Annotated in this window: 16 protein-coding genes; 14 read left to right on the top strand and 2 right to left on the bottom strand. The window is 44.0% G+C overall.

All coding sequences use genetic code 11. From position 1 onward, the window contains the following. The first annotated feature begins 36 nt into the window (after nt 1-36). A complete protein-coding gene (locus B6A27_RS13280) occupies nt 37-477 on the top strand; it encodes an Rrf2 family transcriptional regulator (RefSeq protein WP_066145740.1) in 441 nt (146 codons plus the stop codon). A 75-nt stretch (nt 478-552) separates the two neighbouring features. Continuing rightward, on the top strand, nt 553-1,458 hold the full coding sequence (locus B6A27_RS13285; RefSeq protein ID WP_080862328.1) for an NAD(P)/FAD-dependent oxidoreductase: 906 nt from the start codon (nt 553-555) through the stop codon (nt 1,456-1,458). Nucleotides 1,459-1,746: 288 nt separating this feature from the next. On the opposite strand, the gene B6A27_RS13290 is transcribed toward B6A27_RS13285, so the two are convergent. Beyond that, entirely contained in the window at nt 1,747-1,896 is a 150-nt protein-coding gene (locus tag B6A27_RS13290; RefSeq protein WP_080862329.1) for a YycC family protein, read from the bottom strand. A 229-nt stretch (nt 1,897-2,125) separates the two neighbouring features. Between B6A27_RS13290 and B6A27_RS13295 the strand changes: the two genes are divergently transcribed. Beyond that, entirely contained in the window at nt 2,126-2,845 is a 720-nt protein-coding gene (locus tag B6A27_RS13295; RefSeq protein ID WP_080862330.1) for a glycerophosphodiester phosphodiesterase, read from the top strand. Between the two features lie 20 nt (nt 2,846-2,865). Here B6A27_RS13295 and B6A27_RS13300 read toward each other — a convergent pair whose 3' ends face one another. Then, complete coding sequence (locus tag B6A27_RS13300) at nt 2,866-3,102, bottom strand: DUF2627 domain-containing protein (protein WP_044744462.1); 237 nt, start codon at nt 3,100-3,102, stop codon at nt 2,866-2,868. A gap of 135 nt (nt 3,103-3,237) precedes the next feature. On the opposite strand from B6A27_RS13300, the gene B6A27_RS13305 reads away from it, so the two are divergent. The 11 genes from B6A27_RS13305 (at nt 3,238) to meaB (ending at nt 19,289) form a co-directional block, all read left to right on the top strand. Continuing rightward, nucleotides 3,238-5,304, top strand: a complete 2,067-nt coding sequence (locus B6A27_RS13305; RefSeq protein ID WP_080862331.1) for a sigma 54-interacting transcriptional regulator — start codon at nt 3,238-3,240, stop codon at nt 5,302-5,304. Between the two features lie 169 nt (nt 5,305-5,473). Further along, nucleotides 5,474-6,379, top strand: a complete 906-nt coding sequence (gene yqiS / locus B6A27_RS13310; RefSeq protein WP_044744683.1) for a phosphate butyryltransferase — start codon at nt 5,474-5,476, stop codon at nt 6,377-6,379. A 34-nt stretch (nt 6,380-6,413) separates the two neighbouring features. Beyond that, on the top strand, nt 6,414-7,517 hold the full coding sequence (gene bcd, locus B6A27_RS13315) for a branched-chain amino acid dehydrogenase (protein WP_044744460.1): 1,104 nt from the start codon (nt 6,414-6,416) through the stop codon (nt 7,515-7,517). A gap of 63 nt (nt 7,518-7,580) precedes the next feature. Further along, nucleotides 7,581-8,690 (top strand): butyrate kinase, encoded by a 1,110-nt coding sequence (gene buk, locus B6A27_RS13320; protein WP_044744459.1) that lies wholly within the window; start codon nt 7,581-7,583, stop codon nt 8,688-8,690. Between the two features lie 15 nt (nt 8,691-8,705). Further along, the gene (gene lpdA, locus B6A27_RS13325; protein ID WP_044744458.1) at nt 8,706-10,127 is read left to right on the top strand and encodes a dihydrolipoyl dehydrogenase; all 1,422 of its coding nucleotides are present in this window, start codon (nt 8,706-8,708) and stop codon (nt 10,125-10,127) included. A gap of 22 nt (nt 10,128-10,149) precedes the next feature. Next, nucleotides 10,150-11,145 (top strand): thiamine pyrophosphate-dependent dehydrogenase E1 component subunit alpha, encoded by a 996-nt coding sequence (locus B6A27_RS13330; protein WP_044744457.1) that lies wholly within the window; start codon nt 10,150-10,152, stop codon nt 11,143-11,145. Between the two features lie 13 nt (nt 11,146-11,158). Then, the gene (locus B6A27_RS13335; RefSeq protein ID WP_044744456.1) at nt 11,159-12,142 is read left to right on the top strand and encodes an alpha-ketoacid dehydrogenase subunit beta; all 984 of its coding nucleotides are present in this window, start codon (nt 11,159-11,161) and stop codon (nt 12,140-12,142) included. Between the two features lie 139 nt (nt 12,143-12,281). Next, nucleotides 12,282-13,601 (top strand): dihydrolipoamide acetyltransferase family protein, encoded by a 1,320-nt coding sequence (locus B6A27_RS13340; protein ID WP_080862332.1) that lies wholly within the window; start codon nt 12,282-12,284, stop codon nt 13,599-13,601. A 336-nt stretch (nt 13,602-13,937) separates the two neighbouring features. Beyond that, a complete protein-coding gene (locus B6A27_RS13345; protein ID WP_080862333.1) occupies nt 13,938-15,980 on the top strand; it encodes a methylmalonyl-CoA mutase family protein in 2,043 nt (680 codons plus the stop codon). Next, nucleotides 15,973-18,168, top strand: a complete 2,196-nt coding sequence (gene scpA / locus B6A27_RS13350; RefSeq protein ID WP_066145723.1) for a methylmalonyl-CoA mutase — start codon at nt 15,973-15,975, stop codon at nt 18,166-18,168. The genes B6A27_RS13345 and scpA overlap by 8 nt, the downstream gene beginning before the upstream one ends. After that, on the top strand, nt 18,165-19,289 hold the full coding sequence (gene meaB, locus B6A27_RS13355; RefSeq protein ID WP_066145720.1) for a methylmalonyl Co-A mutase-associated GTPase MeaB: 1,125 nt from the start codon (nt 18,165-18,167) through the stop codon (nt 19,287-19,289). Before scpA ends, meaB begins: the two co-directional genes overlap by 4 nt. The last annotated feature ends 1 nt before the right edge of the window (nt 19,290 follow it).

Below are 19,290 nucleotides of genomic sequence, written 5' to 3' on the forward strand. Positions count from 1 at the left end.
ATAGATTCACGAAGTCTTTAATTAGGAGGTGAGAAAGTGAAGTATTCCAAGGCAACTAATTATGCTCTCCATACCATTGTTTATTTAGCTTTGTTACCACCAGGAAAAACAATAGGTGTAAAGCCTTTAGCTGAAGCTCAAAAAGTGTCGCCTACGTACCTTTCTAAGGTTTTAACTAAATTAGTTAAATCTGGATTTATCGAGTCGGGCACGGGAGTTAACGGCGGATATCAATTAATTAAAGATGCCAAAGATATAACGTTTTTAGATATCATTCATGCGATTGAGGGAACGACCTCATTGTTTAATTGCGGTTTAGATCATACTATACATGATAGACAAAATTGCCTTATTGAGAAAGTAATGAATGAAGCTGAACAAAAAATGGAAGATTATCTAAGATCTCAAACGATTGAGCATATATTACAGAAAGTAGATAAGAATATTGTGAATCGTATCCGTTCTGTAGTAAATTAATTTTTTTTTTGATAATTATAGATTTTAAATATCTTTAATATCTCTAATAAATTTAAAACTAAATGAGGTGGGAAAATGATTTTAGATTGCGCAATAATAGGTGGTGGCCCTGCAGGATTGAGCGCCGCTCTTGTGTTAGGCAGAGCTGGAAGAAAAGTGATCCTTTTTGACAATGATCAACCGAGAAATGCCGTTACTCAGAAATCACATGGATTTATTACTAGAGACGGTGTTACTCCCAGAGAGTTCAGAAATTTGGCTCATCAAGATATCAGTAAATATCCATCTGTCCAAATAAAAAAATGCAAAATTGTAGAAGTAAAAAGAGAGAAAGGTTCTATATTCAAACTAATAACCCATGAAGGTAAGCCATATTTAAGTAAAAAAATGATTATTGCAACGGGTCTTAAAGAAAGCCTCCCCAATGTGAATGGGATTAGGGATTATTATGGGAAGAGCATATTCAGTTGTCCTTATTGCGATGGTTGGGAATTAAGAGAACAATCTTTAGTGCTAATCTCTGAAAACAACAATGCTTTCCATATGGCAAAGATGGTTTATCAATGGAGTAAAGATTTAGTTGTTTGTACGAACGGCAATAAAATAATCTCAGAAACAGAAGAGCAAGTACTTAAAAGAAAGGGTATTATTATTAAGGAGAAGCCAATATTAAAGTTAAGTGGTTCAGATGGAAAATTAGAAAAGGTGGTTTTTGAGGACGGTACAGAAATTAATCGATCAGGTGGCTTTGTTACAACTGATCTCGAGCAACCTAATGACCTTGCTAAATCGCTAGGATGTGAAGTGAATAAAAATGGTCGAGTGATTGTTGACGTTTTAGGCAGGAGTAATGTAGAGGGGGTATATGCCGCGGGGGATGTATCTGTAGTCGGGCCTTCACAGTTAGTAATCGCTGCTGCTCAAGGAACGTGTGCTGCCATGGGGGTAAATAGTGATTTGACAATGGAAGAATTCAAATGAAATCTGCACTTTGAATAAATGGTTCATTCAATGATGAAACAATGATTTTGTGGTTCATAAGTGACAGCGAGGCATTGATCCAATTAGAATAGATAATAAATTTACTCTTGTTACAAACGTGACGTAAACCGAATGCGATTATCGGCTTTCTCCTTTGTATCAGTTAATATCGCTTGTGAGAGCCTAGTTTTAAACGATTCAAACGGTGCTACCACTGAACGCTGATTGTAGAGACATGCAATCACATTTAGCGAGAGCTGTAGAAAAAGGCAGTCCTAAAAAATTAGGCTACCTTTCTTCTTTTTTGTCCGCTTTTTCGATTTCTATAAGCTTTTGGATTAAAACATGCTGGGGCATATGCATCACTTGCTCGATCGGGATGCCAAGCGCTTTTGCTAGCTTTTGTGCGGTTTCTAGCGAAATTTGATGTGGACGCATATTGAATCACCTCTCTGTTTATTTGGAAAAGAGCAGCATTTTCATTTATGCATGAAGAGCGTTGATTCGTTTAGTAAAAGGAGATGGCTAGCTAGAAAAAAGCTTTTCGCTTTTCCGCCGCTGCGGCACATGGAAAAGCCTGTTGCCGTTCAAAGAATGGATAATCAACCCTCTCGCTCTTGCATATAATTTTACTATGTTTTCGATTGCTTGGGAAAGGGGCAGGAGTATGACCAAAATTTTTGCTCATCGCGGATCAGCTGGCACGCACCCCGAAAATACGATGATTTCCTTTTATGAAGCGGAACGCGTAGGAGCTGACGGGATTGAATTAGATGTGCAAATGACGAAAGATGGGAAGCTTGTGGTCATTCACGATGAAACGATTGATCGAACAACAGATGGAACGGGCTGGGTAAAGGACTTTACGTATCAAGAGCTTCAAGCGTTTAATGCGGTTTATAAATTTGCCAATCAGTACGGAGTCTGCCGAATTCCGTTGCTTGAGGAAGTACTTGAATGGATTTCGCCAACTTCGTTATTATTGAATATTGAATTAAAAAATGGATTGATTGCTTATCATAAGCTGGAAGAAAAAGTGATCGAGATGATCAAATATTATCGATTAGAATCCCGTGTCATTTTATCTTCATTTAATCATAACAGCATGGCACGTTGTCATCAAATGGCGCCGGATATCGCAACTGCCCTGCTTTATATGGAGCCGCTCTATCAACCTTGGCAATATGCTCGGCTTCTTGGCGCGAGCGGCTTGCATCCTTATTATCGCACGCTGTCTCCATTATTTGTTCAGAAAGCCCATGCCAACCAGATTGCGGTAAGGCCGTTTACGATCAACCATGAACGGCTGATGAAACAAATGTTTGAACATCGAGTAGATGCTATTTTTACTGATTACCCACTGAAAGCAAAACAAGTCAAAAAATGACCTGAACAGTATCGTTCAGGTCATTTTTTTTGGAAACGGGGCTGCACTTTATTGCGTTTTCGATCACGATGAAGAATAAAACCGCCAACAAACCCTAAGCCAAGCGCAAATAAAACAAAACCGCCCAAAAATTGCAGCCAAAGAGCAGGAATGGGAGGATGTAGGATGCCAAATAAGGTATCGCGCATCCATTTAATTCCTAAAGCAGCTAAAAAGCCAGGGATCAATAAAATCACAAGGGCAATGATTCGTTGCATACGAGCAGAATCCTTTCCTATAGAAAATGGGTTCATGAAAAAATCATAACGATTTGATTATATTTGTCAAGAAATATTCATTAATGATATGATAAAATTGTCTGCAAAAAATTGCATAGTTTAAAGGTGAAGCAAATGAAAAAAGCATTGATTGTAGGAGCCAGCAAAGGTGGCACTGCTTTATTGAAAATATTTCAGGAAACAGCGATTGTTGAGATCGTAGCAGTTATTGATCACGATGACAAGGCGCCTGGATTAGAATTGGCGAAAAGAATGAATATTTGTACAGGAAACGACTGGCGTCCGTTTTTAACTGACGACATTGATATTGTGGTGGAAGCAACTGGTGAAAAGGATGTGTTTGCGGAGATCAGTCAAAAACGAAAAAAAAATACACTTGTGATTCCTGGAGAGGTCGCTTATGTGATTGCCGAGCTTGTCGAAGAAAAAGAGGCGTTAATTTCGACTTTGAAAAGCGAAACAGCACGTCTTGATTTAATCCTTAACTCCACCCATGATGGAATGATTGTAGTGGATGAATTTGCTTATATTACACACATGAATGACAGCGCTGCCGCTATGATCAAAGTCGATAAGCAGCAAGTGATTGGAAAGCATGTTTTAGAAGTGATTCCGACCAGCCAGCTGCCTCGCATATTAAAAACGAGAAAAACGGAAATTCATCAAGAACAAGAGCTTGAAAACGGCCGAAAAATCATCACGACACGCATTCCGATGATCGATGAATCAGGGAGATTGTTTGGCGCGCTGGCGGTTTTTAAAGATGTGACAGAAGTGATGAAACTTGCTGAAGAAGTAACTAATTTAAAGGACATCCGCATGATGCTGGAAGCGATTATTCATTCTTCTGAAGAAGCTATTTCAGTGGTGGATGAGCACGGAAAAGGCATTTTGATTAACCCTGCTTATACGCGCATTACCGGCCTATCTGAGGAGGAAGTGATCGGAAAACCAGCGACAGCTGATATTTCTGAAGGGGAAAGCATGCATATGCAAGTGTTGAAAACACGGCGTCCTGTTCGTGGAGTGCGCATGAAGGTAGGACCAAAAAGCCGTGATGTGATCGTGAATGTCGCTCCAATTATTGTCGATGGCATGTTAAAAGGAAGCGTCGGCATTATTCACGACGTCTCAGAAATTCAGCGTCTGACTAACGAATTAAACCGAGCGCGGCAAATTATCCGCACGCTGGAAGCGAAGTATTCGTTTGATGATATCATCGGTACATCGGAAGAAATGATGGTGGCCATTGAACAAGCAAAATTAGCTGCGAAAACCCCTGTTACCATCTTGCTGCGCGGCGAATCAGGAACGGGAAAAGAGCTGTTTGCCCACGCCATTCATAATGCCAGCGATAGAAAATATAACAAATTTATCCGCGTGAATTGTGCGGCCATTTCTGAAACACTATTGGAGAGCGAACTATTCGGATATGAAGAAGGCGCTTTTTCCGGTGCGAAGCGTGGCGGGAAAAGAGGGTTGTTTGAAGAAGCGAATAATGGAAGCATTTTTCTTGATGAAATCGGCGAGCTTTCTGCTAATACTCAGGCCAAGCTACTTCGCGTTTTGCAAGAAAGAGAAATTGTCCGTGTTGGCGGCACAAAGCCCATTCCTATTAATGTGCGGGTGATTGCCGCGACAAACGTCAATCTGGAAAAGGCAATTGCTGAAGGAACATTTCGCGAAGATTTATACTATCGCCTCAGCCGTATGCCGATCCATATTCCGCCGCTTCGCGCAAGAAAGCAGGATATTGTTGCTTTATGCCGACATTTAATCCATAAGCTGAATCAGGATTATGGCAGAAATGTCGAGGGCTTGACGGAGGAAGCGATTCGCTATCTTTTATCCTATGATTGGCCGGGCAATGTTCGCGAGCTGGAAAATGTATTGGGCCGGGCCATGATTTTTATGAAATTCAATGAAGTGCTTATTGATGTTCACCATATTCCACCGCTGCAAATGCCGCAGAATAAGGCGTTAGCTGAAGAACCCACCTTTGCAAGCAGCATCGGTCCGCTTGATGAAATGCTTGAAAAATATGAGGCTCAATTAATTGAAGCAGCCTTGCTTGAACATCAAGGGAATAAAACGGCCACAGCCAAAGCGCTGGGAATTTCGATTCGCAGCTTATACTATAAGCTGGAAAAATACGACCTTGCAAAAAAATACACGCAATAAATTGCACGGTGTGCAAAAAAATGCAAAAAGATAATAAAGCGTTTTCAACGATTTTTCGTCATTTTTCTTGCTTTTCTTTCATTCGTTTGTGTTTTTTTATTTGGCACAGTTTTTGCATATAATAAAAAGCGGACAAAATGATAAAGAAAAAAGGGGTTGGATGCATGAAATGAAGCTACAATCACTAGTTGACCAAGCAACCCAATATTCCGATATGACTGTTGCGGTTGCCGCAGCGGAAGACGAAGAGGTGATTGAAGCCGTTACGATGGCCTTAGATCATCAATTCGGAAAATTTGTTTTATATGGAGATCGCGAACGTATTTCGCAGCTGCTTAAGCAGAAGAACAAGGATTATGAGAAAGAGGGAAAAATCCAAATTGTTCACGCTCATTCCGTCGCTCAAGCAGCCGAGCTTGCTGTTAAGTCGGTTCGCTTGAATGAAGCGAATGTATTAATGAAAGGAAATATTCCGACAGCGACCATTTTAAAAGCCGTGTTAAATAAAGAATACGGATTGCGAACAGGAAGTGTATTATCCCACGTGGCCGTGTTTGAAGTGCCACATTATGATAGATATATCATCGTCACAGATGCAGCGATGAATATTGCACCTGATTTAGAGCAAAAGGCGCAAATCATTGCCAATGCCGTTTCTGTTGCGAAATCGATTGGGATTGAGAAGCCAAAGGTTGCTCCACTTGCGGCGGTTGAGGTCGTCAATCCAGCTATGTCGGCCACTATTGATGCAGCCGCGCTTTCGATGATGAATGACCGCGGTCAAATCAAAGGATGCATCGTTGACGGGCCGCTCGCGCTTGACAATGCAGTGTCTCCAGCTGCTGCTGAGCATAAGGGAATCGTCAGCGAGGTTGCAGGAAACGCTGATATTTTACTCGTTCCTGATATTGAAGCTGGAAACATCTTATATAAATCGCTTGTTTATTTTGCCAATGCGAAGGTAGGGGCTGTGATTGCAGGGGCGAAAGCGCCGATTGTCTTGACATCACGCGCCGATTCGGCTGAAAGCAAGCTGTATTCGTTAGCACTTGCGGTTTGCTCCGCATCTAAATAAATGATAAATGAAAGAAATAGGGGAGGAAAATCACATGGAAATCTTCAAATATATGGAAAATTATGACTATGAACAACTATTATTTTGCCAAGACAAAGAATCAGGATTAAAAGCGATTATTGCGATTCACGATACAACGCTTGGTCCAGCACTTGGCGGAACTCGCATGTGGATGTACGAATCAGAAGAGGCTGCGATTGAAGATGCGCTTCGTCTTGCTCGCGGTATGACATACAAAAACGCAGCTGCTGGCCTTAATCTGGGCGGTGGAAAAACGGTGATTATCGGCGACCCTCGCAAAGATAAAAACGAAGCGATGTTCCGTGCATTTGGCCGCTTCATTCAGGGGTTAAACGGCCGCTATATCACAGCGGAAGACGTTGGTACAACAGTGGCTGATATGGACATTATTTATGAAGAAACGGATTACGTAACAGGAATTTCGCCAGCGTTTGGTTCTTCAGGTAACCCATCTCCTGTTACCGCTTATGGCGTTTATCGCGGTATGAAAGCAGCAGCAAAAGAAGCTTTTGGAAGCGACTCTCTAGAAGGAAAAACCATTGCTGTTCAAGGTGTTGGTAACGTAGCTTACAACCTATGCCGCCATCTTCATGAAGAAGGTGCGAAATTAATCGTGACAGATATTAACAAAGAAGCGGTACAACGTGTTGTGGAAGAGTTTGGAGCAAAAGCCGTCGACCCTAACGAGATCTACGGCGTAGATTGCGACATTTTTGCACCTTGTGCACTTGGCGGTGTTATCAATGATCAAACGATTCCGCAATTAAAAGCAAAAGTGATTGCAGGAGCAGCTAACAACCAGCTTCGTGATGCAAAACACGGCGATATCATCCATGAAATGGGTATCGTTTATGCTCCTGACTACGTCATCAACGCAGGTGGCGTTATCAACGTGGCGGATGAGTTATACGGATACAACCGTGAACGCGCAATGAAGCGAGTAGAGCAAATTTACAACAATATTGAAAAAGTATTTGAAATCGCTAAACGTGACAACATTCCATCCTATAAAGCGGCAGACCGCTTGGCAGAAGAGAGAATTGAAACAATGCGTAAATCTCGCAGCCAATTTTTACAAAACGGCCATCACATTTTAAGCCGTCGTCGCGGTCGCTAAACAATAATCGGTGAAAGCGGGAATGGATATTCTCGCTTTCACTGTAAAAAGGAGGTTGACATCTTGCAAACGAAAGAATTTCGCATCTTAGTGATTAATCCAGGATCAACATCGACAAAGATCGGGGTATTCGATAACGAACGCTCGATTTTTGAAAAAACGATTCGCCACGACACAGATGTGATTCAATCATACAAATCCATTATTGATCAATATGAATTCCGCAAACAAACGATTTTAGAAACGCTGGATCAAGAGGGAATCAATATCTCGAAATTAAGCGCTGTTTGCGGTCGCGGTGGTTTGTTGCGTCCGATTGAAGGCGGAACGTATCGCGTAAATGAGCAGATGCTTGACGATTTGCGTAAGGGATATGCGGGACAGCATGCTTCGAACCTTGGCGGTATTTTAGCCCATGAAATTGCATCGGCCCTAAACATTCCTGCTTTTATCGTTGACCCTGTTGTTGTCGATGAGCTTGACCCTATCGCGAGAATTTCAGGGTTTTCATTAATCGAGAGAAGAAGTATTTTCCACGCTCTAAATCAAAAAGCCGTTGCTCGTCGTGTAGCGAAAGAGCTTGGCAAAAAATATGAAGAATTGAATTTCATTGTTGTTCATATGGGCGGCGGAATTACAGTTGGCGCTCATAAGCAAGGGCGTGTCGTGGATGTGAATAACGGATTAGACGGGGAAGGACCATTCAGTCCGGAGCGTGCTGGTACGGTTCCAGCAGGAGATCTCGTATCTTTATGCTTCTCAGGAGAGTATTACCGTGAAGAAATTTTAAAAATGCTTGTTGGCCAAGGCGGTTTAGTCGGTTATCTTGGTACAAACGATGCGGTAAAAGTAGAAAAAATGATTGAAGCAGGAGATGAAAAGGCAAAGCTAGTATATAGTGCGATGGCTTACCAAGTGGCGAAAGAAATTGGGGCGGCCAGCGCGGTTTTAGCAGGAAAGGTAGACGCGATTATTTTAACTGGCGGTTTAGCATACGGAAAAGGCTTTGTAAAGGAAATTGCTGATCGTGTGAAATGGATTGCTGACGTCATTGTTCATCCGGGAGAAAATGAGCTTCAAGCGCTAGCTGAAGGAGCGCTTCGTGTTTTACGCGGTGAAGAGAAAGAGAAGGTGTATCCTGGAAATTTTTCTAAAGTTGAAGTTTTGCAATAGGAAGGAGAGAGACTCATGGCAAAAGAATATGATCTCGTCATATTAGGTGGCGGTACGGGCGGATATGTAGCAGCCATTCGCGCAGCGCAGCTCGGGCTCAAAACAGCTGTCGTCGAAAAAGGAAAACTTGGCGGCACTTGTCTGCATGCAGGGTGCATTCCAAGTAAAGCATTGCTTCGCAGCGCTGAAGTATATGCACAAACAAAAGAAAGTGAAACGTTTGGTGTACTTGCTAGCGATGTGAAATTAGATTTTGTTAAAGTGCAGGAGCGTAAGCGGAAAATCGTTGAACAGCTACATAAAGGCGTTCAAGGATTAATGAAAAAAGGAAAAATTGATGTATATGAAGGAACTGGCCGCATCTTAGGACCGTCGATTTTTTCGCCGATGCCAGGAACGATTTCAGTTGAAATGAACAATGGCGAAGAAAATGAGATGCTTGTTCCGAAAAATGTGATTATCGCCACTGGCTCTCGTCCGCGTACATTGCCAGGGCTTGATATTGATGGCGAGCTTGTGATTACATCTGATGAAGCGCTACAGCTTGAAGCTCTTCCAAAATCGATCATTATCGTTGGCGGCGGTGTGATCGGCATCGAGTGGGCTTCTATGCTCAATGATTTTGGCGTAGAAGTAACGGTGCTAGAGTATGCAGACCGCATTTTGCCAACGGAAGACCGCGATGTGTCCAAAGAAGTAGAAAAAGTATTAAAGCAACGCGGCATTCAAATCGTGACAGGTGCGAAAGTATTGCCAGAAACGCTTGAAAAAGGCAAGGATGTCACGATCAAAGCGGAGCATAAAGGCGAACAAAAAGCATTTACAGCGGAAAAAATGCTTGTATCAGTCGGACGTCAAGCTAATGTTGAAGGAATTGGCTTAGAAAATACCGATATCATTGTTGAAAAAGGGTTCATTCAAACGAACGAATTTTATCAAACAAAAGAGTCCCATATTTATGCGATTGGCGATGTGATCGGCGGCCTTCAGCTTGCTCACGTAGCGTCGCATGAAGGCATTGTCGCTGTTGAGCATATTGCTGGACAAGCTCCGTCACCAATTGATTACACAATGATTTCAAAATGTGTCTACAGCCGTCCAGAAGTAGCGAGCGTCGGCTTAACAGAAGACGAGGCAAAAGAAAAAGGCTTCAATGTGAAAGTCGGCAAATTCCCGTTCAAAGCGATCGGAAAGGCGCTTGTCTTTGGTGAAGCAGAAGGCTTTGTCAAAATTGTCGCTGATAAAAATACAAACGATTTGCTTGGCGTGCATATGGTTGGGCCTCACGTGACTGATATGATTTCAGAAGCGGGACTTGCACGTGTTCTCGATGCTACTCCTTGGGAAGTAGCTCATACGATCCATCCGCATCCAACCTTATCAGAAGCGATGGCTGAAGCAGCGTTAGCCGTTGACGGCAAAGCGATTCATTTCTAAGTCAATAAAGGAGGTTTTTTCGATGGCAGAAAATCGTCATCAAGCGCTAGGCTTAAGTGATGAAACGGTATTAGAAATGTATGAAACAATGCTATTGGCTCGTAAAATTGACGAGCGTATGTGGCTTTTAAACCGTGCTGGTAAAATTCCATTCGTAATCTCTTGTCAAGGCCAAGAAGCAGCTCAAGTTGGTGCAGCCTTTGCATTAGATCGCACAAAAGACTATGTATTGCCTTATTACCGCGATATGGGTGTCGTCTTAACGTTTGGAATGACGCCAACAGAATTGATGCTTTCTGCATTTGCAAAAGCAGAAGATCCAAACTCTGGCGGACGTCAAATGCCAGGACACTTTGGACAAAAGAAAAACCGCATTGTAACAGGCTCTTCGCCGGTTACAACACAAGTGCCTCACGCAGTAGGTATCGCATTAGCAGCGAAAATGGAAAAGAAAGACTTCATCTCCTTCGTTACATTTGGTGAAGGCTCTTCCAACCAAGGAGATTTCCATGAAGGTGCGAACTTTGCTGGGGTTCATAAGCTACCAGTTATTTTTATGTGCGAAAACAATAAATACGCGATCTCTGTTCCAGTCGAAAAGCAATTGGCGTGCGAAAAAGTATCAGATCGGGCGATCGGCTACGGCATGCCTGGATATACAGTAGATGGAAATGATCCGTTAGAAGTGTATAAAGCCGTGAAAGAAGCAGCTGACCGTGCACGTCGCGGCGAAGGTCCTACATTGATTGAAACGGTTTCTTATCGTTTAACAGCTCACTCTTCCGACGATGATGATCGCGCTTATCGTACACCAGAGGAGTTAGCGGAAGCAAAAGCGAAGGATCCGATTCTTTCATTCGCTGGCTACTTGAAAGAAGTAGGCGTATTAACAGAAGAGTTAGAAAAAGAAATTCTTGATCGCGTCATGAAACAAGTCAATGAAGCGACTGATTATGCAGAAAAAGCACCGTATGCTGAAGCGGAGCATGCATTAAAGTACGTATATGCTGAGAAGTAAGGGGGAATGAAGAATGCCAGTAATTTCATACATTGATGCGGTGACGATGGCGATTCGCGAAGAAATGGAACGCGATCCGCGCGTATTCGTATTAGGTGAAGACGTAGGTAAAAAAGGTGGGGTATTCAAAGCAACCATCGGATTATACGATCAGTTCGGTGAAGAACGTGTCATTGACACGCCTCTAGCAGAATCTGCGATTGCCGGTGTTGCGATCGGTGCAGCAATGTACGGAATGCGTCCAATTGCCGAAATGCAATTTGCTGATTTTATTATGCCGGCTGTGAACCAAATCATTTCTGAAGCTGCGCGTATCCGTTATCGTTCCAACAATGATTGGAACTGCCCGGTAGTGATCCGTGCTCCTTATGGCGGCGGCGTTCACGGAGCGCTTTACCATTCTCAATCTGTTGAAGCGGTATTCGCGAACCAGCCAGGTTTAAAAATCGTCATGCCATCCACTCCATATGATGTGAAAGGATTGTTAAAAGCTGCGATTCGCGACGAAGATCCAGTACTATTCTTCGAGCACAAACGCGCTTATCGTCTCATTAAAGGCGAAGTACCTGAAGATGACTATGTATTGCCAATCGGCAAGGCAGACGTTAAACGAGAGGGCGACGATATTACGATCATCACTTACGGCTTATGTGTACATTTTGCACTTCAAGCAGCAGAGCGTGTCGCTCAAGATGGCATTTCTGTTCATGTATTGGATTTGCGTACAGTTTATCCGCTTGATAAAGAAGCGATCATTGAAGCAGCAAGCAAAACAGGCAAAGTTCTTCTTGTCACGGAAGACAATAAAGAAGGAAGCATTATGAGCGAGGTTGCGGCAATCATTGCAGAACATTGCTTATTCGACTTAGACGCGCCAATCATGCGTCTTGCTGGCCCGGATGTACCGGCAATGCCGTATGCGCCAACGATGGAAAAATTCTTCATGGTGAACCCAGATAAAGTGGAAAAAGCGATTCGCGAATTAGCGGCATTCTAATGCCAAAAACGAACATGAGTATGGAATGCTAAAAAAAAGAGGGAAAAATAAGAGAAAGTGACAATGGCAAGCAAACGCTTGCCTTGTCATGCGAAATCATCATAAAAGCAGCCTTTAATCAAGATAGGAGGTCATCGAAGTGGCAATCGAAAAAATCACAATGCCTCAGCTCGGAGAAAGTGTCACAGAGGGTACGATCAGCAAATGGCTCGTATCTGTTGGCGATAAAGTAAATAAATACGATCCAATTGCAGAAGTTATGACAGACAAAGTAAATGCGGAAGTTCCTTCCTCTTTCACTGGCGTTATTAAAGAATTAATTGCGTCAGAAGGAGAAACACTGCCAGTTGGCGCTGTTATTTGTACAATTGAAGTCGAAGGAGAAGGAAGTGCGCCTGAGGCTCCTGCTGCAGAAGCAACACAAGCAGAAGCTCCAAAAGCTGAAGCACCGGCATCACAAGCAGCGGCTCCTGCTCAAGCACCGAAAAAACCAGCAGGAGAAAGAGGACGCTACTCGCCTGCTGTTTTGCGCCTCGCTCAAGAGCATAATATTGACCTTGATCAAGTACAAGGTACAGGTGCAGGCGGACGCATTACGCGCAAAGACTTGTTAAAATTAATTGAGTCTGGAAATATTCCGACTCCAGGACAAAAACCAGCAGCTCAAGCGGCAGCACAACCAGTTCAAGAAGCACCGCAAGCAGAACCAGCAGCAGCTCCAAAACAACCAGCTGTGCCTTCTGTTCCTGTGCAAGCAGGTGATGTAGAAATTCCAGTTACTCCTGTCCGCAAGGCGATTGCTGCTAACATGCTTCGCAGCAAACATGAAGCGCCTCACGCGTGGACGATGGTGGAAGTGGATGTTACGAACCTAGTTGCTTACCGCGACTCCATGAAAAACGAGTTCAAAAAACGCGAAGGGTTCAATTTAACCTATTTTGCGTTCTTCGTAAAGGCGGTCGCTCAAGCGCTGAAAGAATTCCCGCAAATTAATTCGATGTGGGCGGGCGACAAAATCGTCCAGAAGAAAGAGATCAACATTTCGATCGCTGTTGCAACGGACGATGCTCTATTTGTCCCTGTCATTAAAAATGCTGATGAAAAAACCATCAAAGGCATTGCTCGGGAAATTTCTGAATTAGCTGCAAAAGTGCGGGCAGGCAAACTTCGTCCAGAAGATATGCAAGGCGGCACATTCACAGTCAATAACACAGGCTCATTCGGTTCTGTACAATCGATGGGAATTATCAACTATCCACAAGCGGCAATTTTACAAGTAGAAGCGATTGTGAAACGCCCAGTTGTGATGAATAACGGCATGATCGCGGTTCGCGACATGGTGAACCTCTGCTTGTCGCTTGACCATCGCGTTCTTGACGGTTTGATCTGCGGCCGCTTCTTAGCGCGCGTGAAAGAAATTTTAGAAAACACATCTAAAGAAAATACACCGATCTATTAAGAAAAACACCTACCGCTGCATTTCGGCGGTAGGTGTTTGCATTTAAAATCAAGCAGATTCAACTTTACTATGAGTGGATGGAAGAAAAATTGGAAAATAAGTGACTTTTTTGTAGCAACACAACATAAAAGCAAAACCTTAGGATAGAGCCATCTATCTTCAAGAGAACGATAGGAAAAAAGAAATCGCGCCTGTCTGGGAAGATAGCCGTTTTGTTCATTGCTAGGGAGGCTTATATATACTAAAATAAATATGTAACGAATGTTTAAAAAAATTCAAAAGTAAGCGTTTTCTGAAGAGAGGAAGCAAGCAGATAACAAAGGGGAGGGATTATAGATGACAGAGATTTCAACGATGAAAAATGGCTTGTTTCCTATTCCGAGTTATGAGGAATGGAAGCAAGAAGTCGAGAAATCATTAAAAGGGAAGCCAATTGAAAAGCTATATTCTACCACTTATGAAAATGTGCGCATTCAACCGATCTATACACGTCAAGATATTGAATCGTTAGAGCATCTTGAGCAGCTTCCGGGTTTTGCCGATTATGTACGCGGGACGGAAGTCAATGGGTATCTTCAACAACCATGGTTTATCAGTCAGGAGCTTTCTGCAGCGAGTGCAAAAGAATGGAATGAAATGGTCAAACATGACATCGCGAGAGGGCAAACAGCCATCCATCTTGTGCTCGACAGGCTCGGTTTTTTAGTAACGACGCTTGAAGATGTAGAAACAATGTTTTCTGGCATTGATTTACGGCATTATCCGATTCGAGTGGATGCAGGGGCCTGCTCATTGCCGTTTTTAGCGTTGTTCGCTACCTATTTGCAAAAACAACAAGTACCTCTTGAGGCATTGCATGGCGAGATTGGCATGGATCCGCTGGGGGGGCTTGTCCAAAAAGGACAGCTTCCTGTTTTGCTCGAAGATTCATATGATATGATGGCCGATGTGACAAAATGGGCGATGGAGCATATGCCAAATATACGAACCGTGATAGTTCATGGCGAGTCTTATCATAATGGCGGTGCCAATGCGGTGCAGGAGCTAGCCTTTGCATTTGCGGCGGCGGCAGAATATATCAACGAGTGCCTCGACCGTGGCTTGGAGATTGATGACATCGCGCAGCGCATCAGCTTTTCTTTTGCGATCGGTTCCAATTTCTTTATGGAAATTGCGAAGCTGCGCGCCGCTCGGGTGGTTTGGTCCAATATTGTTCAAGCATTTGGCGGCAGTGACGATGCCCAAAAGCTCACGGTGCATGCCCGCACGTCTTATTTTACGAAAACAATATATGATCCATATGTTAATATGCTTCGGGCGACTTCAGAAGCGTTTGCGGCTGTCGTGGGCGGAATGAATAGCCTTCATGTCTCTCCTTTTGATGAAGCGATTCAGCCAGCCGATGAATTTTCACGAAGAATTGCCCGCAATACACAGCTGATCTTACTAGAGGAAGCTCATATTGGCCGAGTCATTGATCCGGCTGGAGGTTCTTATTATGTCGAAACGTTGACGGCGCAAGTGGCCCGAGAGACGTGGAAGCTATTTCAACAAATTGAAGCAAAAGGCGGCATGACGAAAGCTCTTGAGGAAGGCTTTGTGCAATCGGAGGTAAATCAAGTAGCCGAGCAGCGCGATCGACACGTCAAAACGCGCAAGGAAAAAATCGTCGGCACGAACGTCTATGCGAATTTAGCAGAACCAACACCACAGCTTCATCGAAAACACGCCTGCATATCCGTCGAGCAATCGCTCGATAAAGAACGAGTCGATCAGTTGAAAAAGGAATTTGCAGCAAAGCAATGGGTAAAAACAGCTTTATCTGCGGTTTCTCAACGAGCGACCGTTCAGGAAATAGAGAAGGCGCTAGAAAGCAGTGGTTTGTCGTTTTGCATCCAGCCGATTCCGCAATGGCGTTTGGCCGAGCCGTTTGAACAATTGAGAAAAGCGGCAGAGGCGCATCTTGCGACTTCTGGAAAGCGTCCCACCGTTCGTTTAATCAATCTTGGCCCGATTCCAAATCATAAAGCACGCGCTGATTTTATCACAGGCTTTTTTGAGGCGGGGGGCTTTGAAGTGGTAAAAAACGATGGCTATATGTCGGTCCAAGAAGCTGTACAGGAAGCGCTTCGTCTGAATGGATCTCATTACATTATTTGCGGCACTGATGAAAGCTATATAGAGACTGTGCCTTTGATTGCAACAGAGCTAAAGAAAGCGCAGTCTCATATTAAATTATATGTAGCCGGAAAGCAAAATCCTGATAGAGAAGCGATGTTTACACAGGCTGGAATTGATGGATTCATTCATATAGGATCGAATTGTTACGAAACGCTTGTTACGGTGATGAAGGAAATGGGGGTGGCTCTCGATGAGTAGAAAAGTCGATTTTACAAATATTCCTTTGCATCTATCAAACCAATCGGCCAACGAACAGCAATGGAAGCAGGCTATTGAACAAAAATTAAAAGCGTCAATGGAGGATCTGTTATTTCAGACGAATGAACAAATCGCAGTGAAACCGCTGTATACGAAGCAGGATATTGAAGAGCTGGATTTTCTGGATTACATGCCGGGCATTCCTCCTTATTTAAGAGGGCCTTATCCATCGATGTACGTCAATCGTCCATGGACGATTCGCCAATACGCAGGATTTTCCACAGCGGAAGAGAGTAATGCTTTTTACCGCCGTAATCTAGCCATGGGGCAAAAGGGCCTTTCCGTCGCGTTTGATCTTGCCACCCACCGCGGCTATGACTCAGATCATCCGCGCGTGGTCGGCGATGTTGGAAAAGCAGGCGTAGCGATTGATTCCATTTTAGATATGAAAATTTTATTTGACGGCATTCCGCTTGACCAAATGTCTGTGTCGATGACCATGAATGGAGCGGTTTTGCCGATTATGGCCTTTTATATTGTCACAGCAGAGGAGCAGGGAGTGACGCAGGACAAGCTTTCTGGAACGATTCAAAATGATATTTTGAAGGAATATATGGTGCGCAACACGTATATCTATCCTCCGGAAATGTCCATGCGCATTATTGCGGATATTTTCGAATATACGTCGAAATATATGCCTAAATTTAACAGTATTAGTATTTCAGGATATCATATGCAAGAAGCAGGAGCACCAGCCGACATTGAATTAGCTTATACGCTTGCGGATGGTTTAGAGTATGTGAGAACAGGTTTGAAAGCAGGAATTGATATTGATTCGTTTGCTCCGCGTTTGTCGTTCTTCTGGGCGATCGGCATGAATTATTTTATGGAAGTCGCCAAAATGAGAGCGGCGCGCATTATTTGGGCGAAAATGATGAAAACCTTTAACCCGAAAAATCCGAAGTCACTGGCGCTGCGCACGCATTCGCAAACATCAGGCTGGAGCTTGACCGAACAGGATCCATTCAACAATGTTGTGCGCACATGTATTGAAGCTCATGCAGCGGCTCTTGGGCATACTCAATCGCTGCATACGAATGCGTTGGATGAAGCGATTGCTTTGCCAACGGATTTTTCAGCGCGAATTGCCCGCAATACACAGCTTTATTTGCAGGATGAAACGGGAATTTGCAATGTAATTGATCCTTGGGCCGGCTCTTATTATGTGGAAGCGTTAACGAACGAGCTGATGACTCGCGCATGGAAACACATTGAAGAAATCGAAAGCCTTGGCGGAATGGCGAAAGCGATTGACACCGGCCTTCCGAAAATGAGAATTGAAGAAGCAGCCGCAAGACGGCAAGCGAAAATTGATTCAGGAGCGGAAACGATCATCGGAGTGAATAAGTACCGCCCTGATAAAGAAGTGCCAATTGACATTTTAGAGGTCGATAATACAGCGGTGCGTCTGCGACAGATTGAAAGACTGCAGCAGCTGCGTGCTTCCCGCGATGAAGAGCGAGTTCAACAAGCGCTGGAAGCTATTACAAAGGCGGCGGAAACAGGAGAAGGGAATTTACTGGAATTGTCAGTAGAGGCCGCTCGCGTTCGGGCGACATTAGGTGAAATTTCTTATGCGATTGAAAAAGTAGCGAAGCGCCATAAAGCGGTCATCCGATCAATCAGTGGTGTTTACAGTTCAGAATTTACAAATGAGGAAGAAATCGAGCGAGTGAAAAAGCTGACGGATGAGTTTTATGAGCTTGAAGGACGCAGACCGCGCATCATGATTGCGAAAATGGGCCAAGATGGACACGATCGCGGAGCGAAAGTAATTGCCACTGCATTTGCTGATTTAGGATTTGATGTGGATATCGGCCCGCTTTTCCAAACACCAGAGGAAACGGCGCGTCAAGCCGTGGAAAATGATGTTCACGTCATTGGCATGAGCTCGCTTGCTGCGGGACATAAAACCTTGCTACCGCAACTGGTGGAGGAGCTGCGCAAACTAGGTCGTGAAGATATTATTGTTGTGGCCGGAGGAGTGATTCCGCCACAGGATTATGAATTTTTATACGAGCATGGAGCGGCGGCTATCTTTGGCCCAGGAACAGTGATTCCGACTGCGGCTGAAAAGGTATTGCATGAAATTTATAAGCGGATCGGGTATGAGGAAGTGAGCCAATGAGTGAAGAACGGACCTACCGTCCAGAATGGGCGCCAAAAGAACAGACGGCTGATTTTGCGACTGCCTATGTGAAGGGAAAGGAAGACACCACTCTGAGATCGCAGGAAACGAAAAAATGGGTGAAACGCAAAGAGCGCTCAGTAAGCGAATATGTGGAGGGGGTATTAAACAACGATCGCACCATTTTGGCACAGGCCATCACATTAGTAGAAAGCAATGCAGCTAAACATATGGAGAGGGCCCAGCAAATTTTGCACGAGCTTTTGCCGCATGTCGGGAGATCGATTCGAATCGGCATCACAGGTGTGCCAGGCGCCGGAAAAAGCACTTTTATTGAAGCGTTTGGACAATTTTTGTGTGAACAAGGGCATCGGGTTGCCGTTTTAGCGGTTGACCCGAGCAGCTCTATTACCGGCGGCAGCATCCTCGGCGATAAAACGCGGATGGAAAATCTCGCGCGCGATCCGCGAGCCTTTATCCGTCCGTCGCCATCCGGAGGGACGCTTGGCGGCGTTCATCGAAAAACGCGGGAAACGATGCTTTTATGCGAAGCAGCGGGATACGATATTATTTTAATTGAGACGGTCGGAGTCGGGCAAAGCGAATTTGTCGTACGCAGCATGGTCGATTTCTTTATGATGATCGCTCTTACTGGTGCTGGCGATGAATTGCAGGGAATGAAAAAAGGAATTATGGAGCTTGTGGATGCGGTTGTGATTAATAAGGCGGATGGCGATAATAAACCAAAAGCGGAAGCGGCTCGAGAAGAATATAATCAGTTTTTGCACTATTTGCGTCCGGCCACACCAGGATGGGAAACGAAGGCCTACACGTGTTCAGCATTGTTGGGAGAAGGGATCGAAAAAGTTTGGAACGTTGTGGAAGCATTTATTTCCGTCACCAAGCAGTCAGGCGCATTTGATGCGCGGCGGCGCCACCAATTGAAGGACTGGATTTACTCCATGATTAAAGATTATTTAGAATCAAGCTTTTTCTCGCATCCGCAAATTAAAGCAGAGCTGCCGATGATTGAAAATCATGTCATTGCCGGTACGCTCTCTGTCACGAAGGCCGTACAACAATTATTGCAGATTTACGAAACCAAAAAAGGGTCTGAGTAAA

This window comes from Anoxybacillus sp. UARK-01 (assembly GCF_002075365.1).
Lineage (GTDB): Bacteria > Bacillota > Bacilli > Bacillales > Anoxybacillaceae > Anoxybacteroides > Anoxybacteroides rupiense.

Excerpts from the sequence above, each read along its gene's own strand:
- B6A27_RS13285 (WP_080862328.1), top strand. The coding sequence starts at position 553 with ATGATTTTAGATTGCGCAATAATAGGTGGTGGCCCTGCAGGATTGAGC.
- B6A27_RS13290 (WP_080862329.1), bottom strand. The coding sequence starts at position 1,896 with ATGCGTCCACATCAAATTTCGCTAGAAACCGCACAAAAGCTAGCAAAA.
- B6A27_RS13295 (WP_080862330.1), top strand. The coding sequence starts at position 2,126 with ATGACCAAAATTTTTGCTCATCGCGGATCAGCTGGCACGCACCCCGAA.
- B6A27_RS13300 (WP_044744462.1), bottom strand. The coding sequence starts at position 3,102 with ATGCAACGAATCATTGCCCTTGTGATTTTATTGATCCCTGGCTTTTTA.
- B6A27_RS13305 (WP_080862331.1), top strand. The coding sequence starts at position 3,238 with ATGAAAAAAGCATTGATTGTAGGAGCCAGCAAAGGTGGCACTGCTTTA.
- yqiS (WP_044744683.1), top strand. The coding sequence starts at position 5,474 with ATGAAGCTACAATCACTAGTTGACCAAGCAACCCAATATTCCGATATG.
- bcd (WP_044744460.1), top strand. The coding sequence starts at position 6,414 with ATGGAAATCTTCAAATATATGGAAAATTATGACTATGAACAACTATTA.
- lpdA (WP_044744458.1), top strand. The coding sequence starts at position 8,706 with ATGGCAAAAGAATATGATCTCGTCATATTAGGTGGCGGTACGGGCGGA.
- B6A27_RS13330 (WP_044744457.1), top strand. The coding sequence starts at position 10,150 with ATGGCAGAAAATCGTCATCAAGCGCTAGGCTTAAGTGATGAAACGGTA.
- B6A27_RS13335 (WP_044744456.1), top strand. The coding sequence starts at position 11,159 with ATGCCAGTAATTTCATACATTGATGCGGTGACGATGGCGATTCGCGAA.
- B6A27_RS13345 (WP_080862333.1), top strand. The coding sequence starts at position 13,938 with ATGACAGAGATTTCAACGATGAAAAATGGCTTGTTTCCTATTCCGAGT.
- scpA (WP_066145723.1), top strand. The coding sequence starts at position 15,973 with ATGAGTAGAAAAGTCGATTTTACAAATATTCCTTTGCATCTATCAAAC.
- meaB (WP_066145720.1), top strand. The coding sequence starts at position 18,165 with ATGAGTGAAGAACGGACCTACCGTCCAGAATGGGCGCCAAAAGAACAG.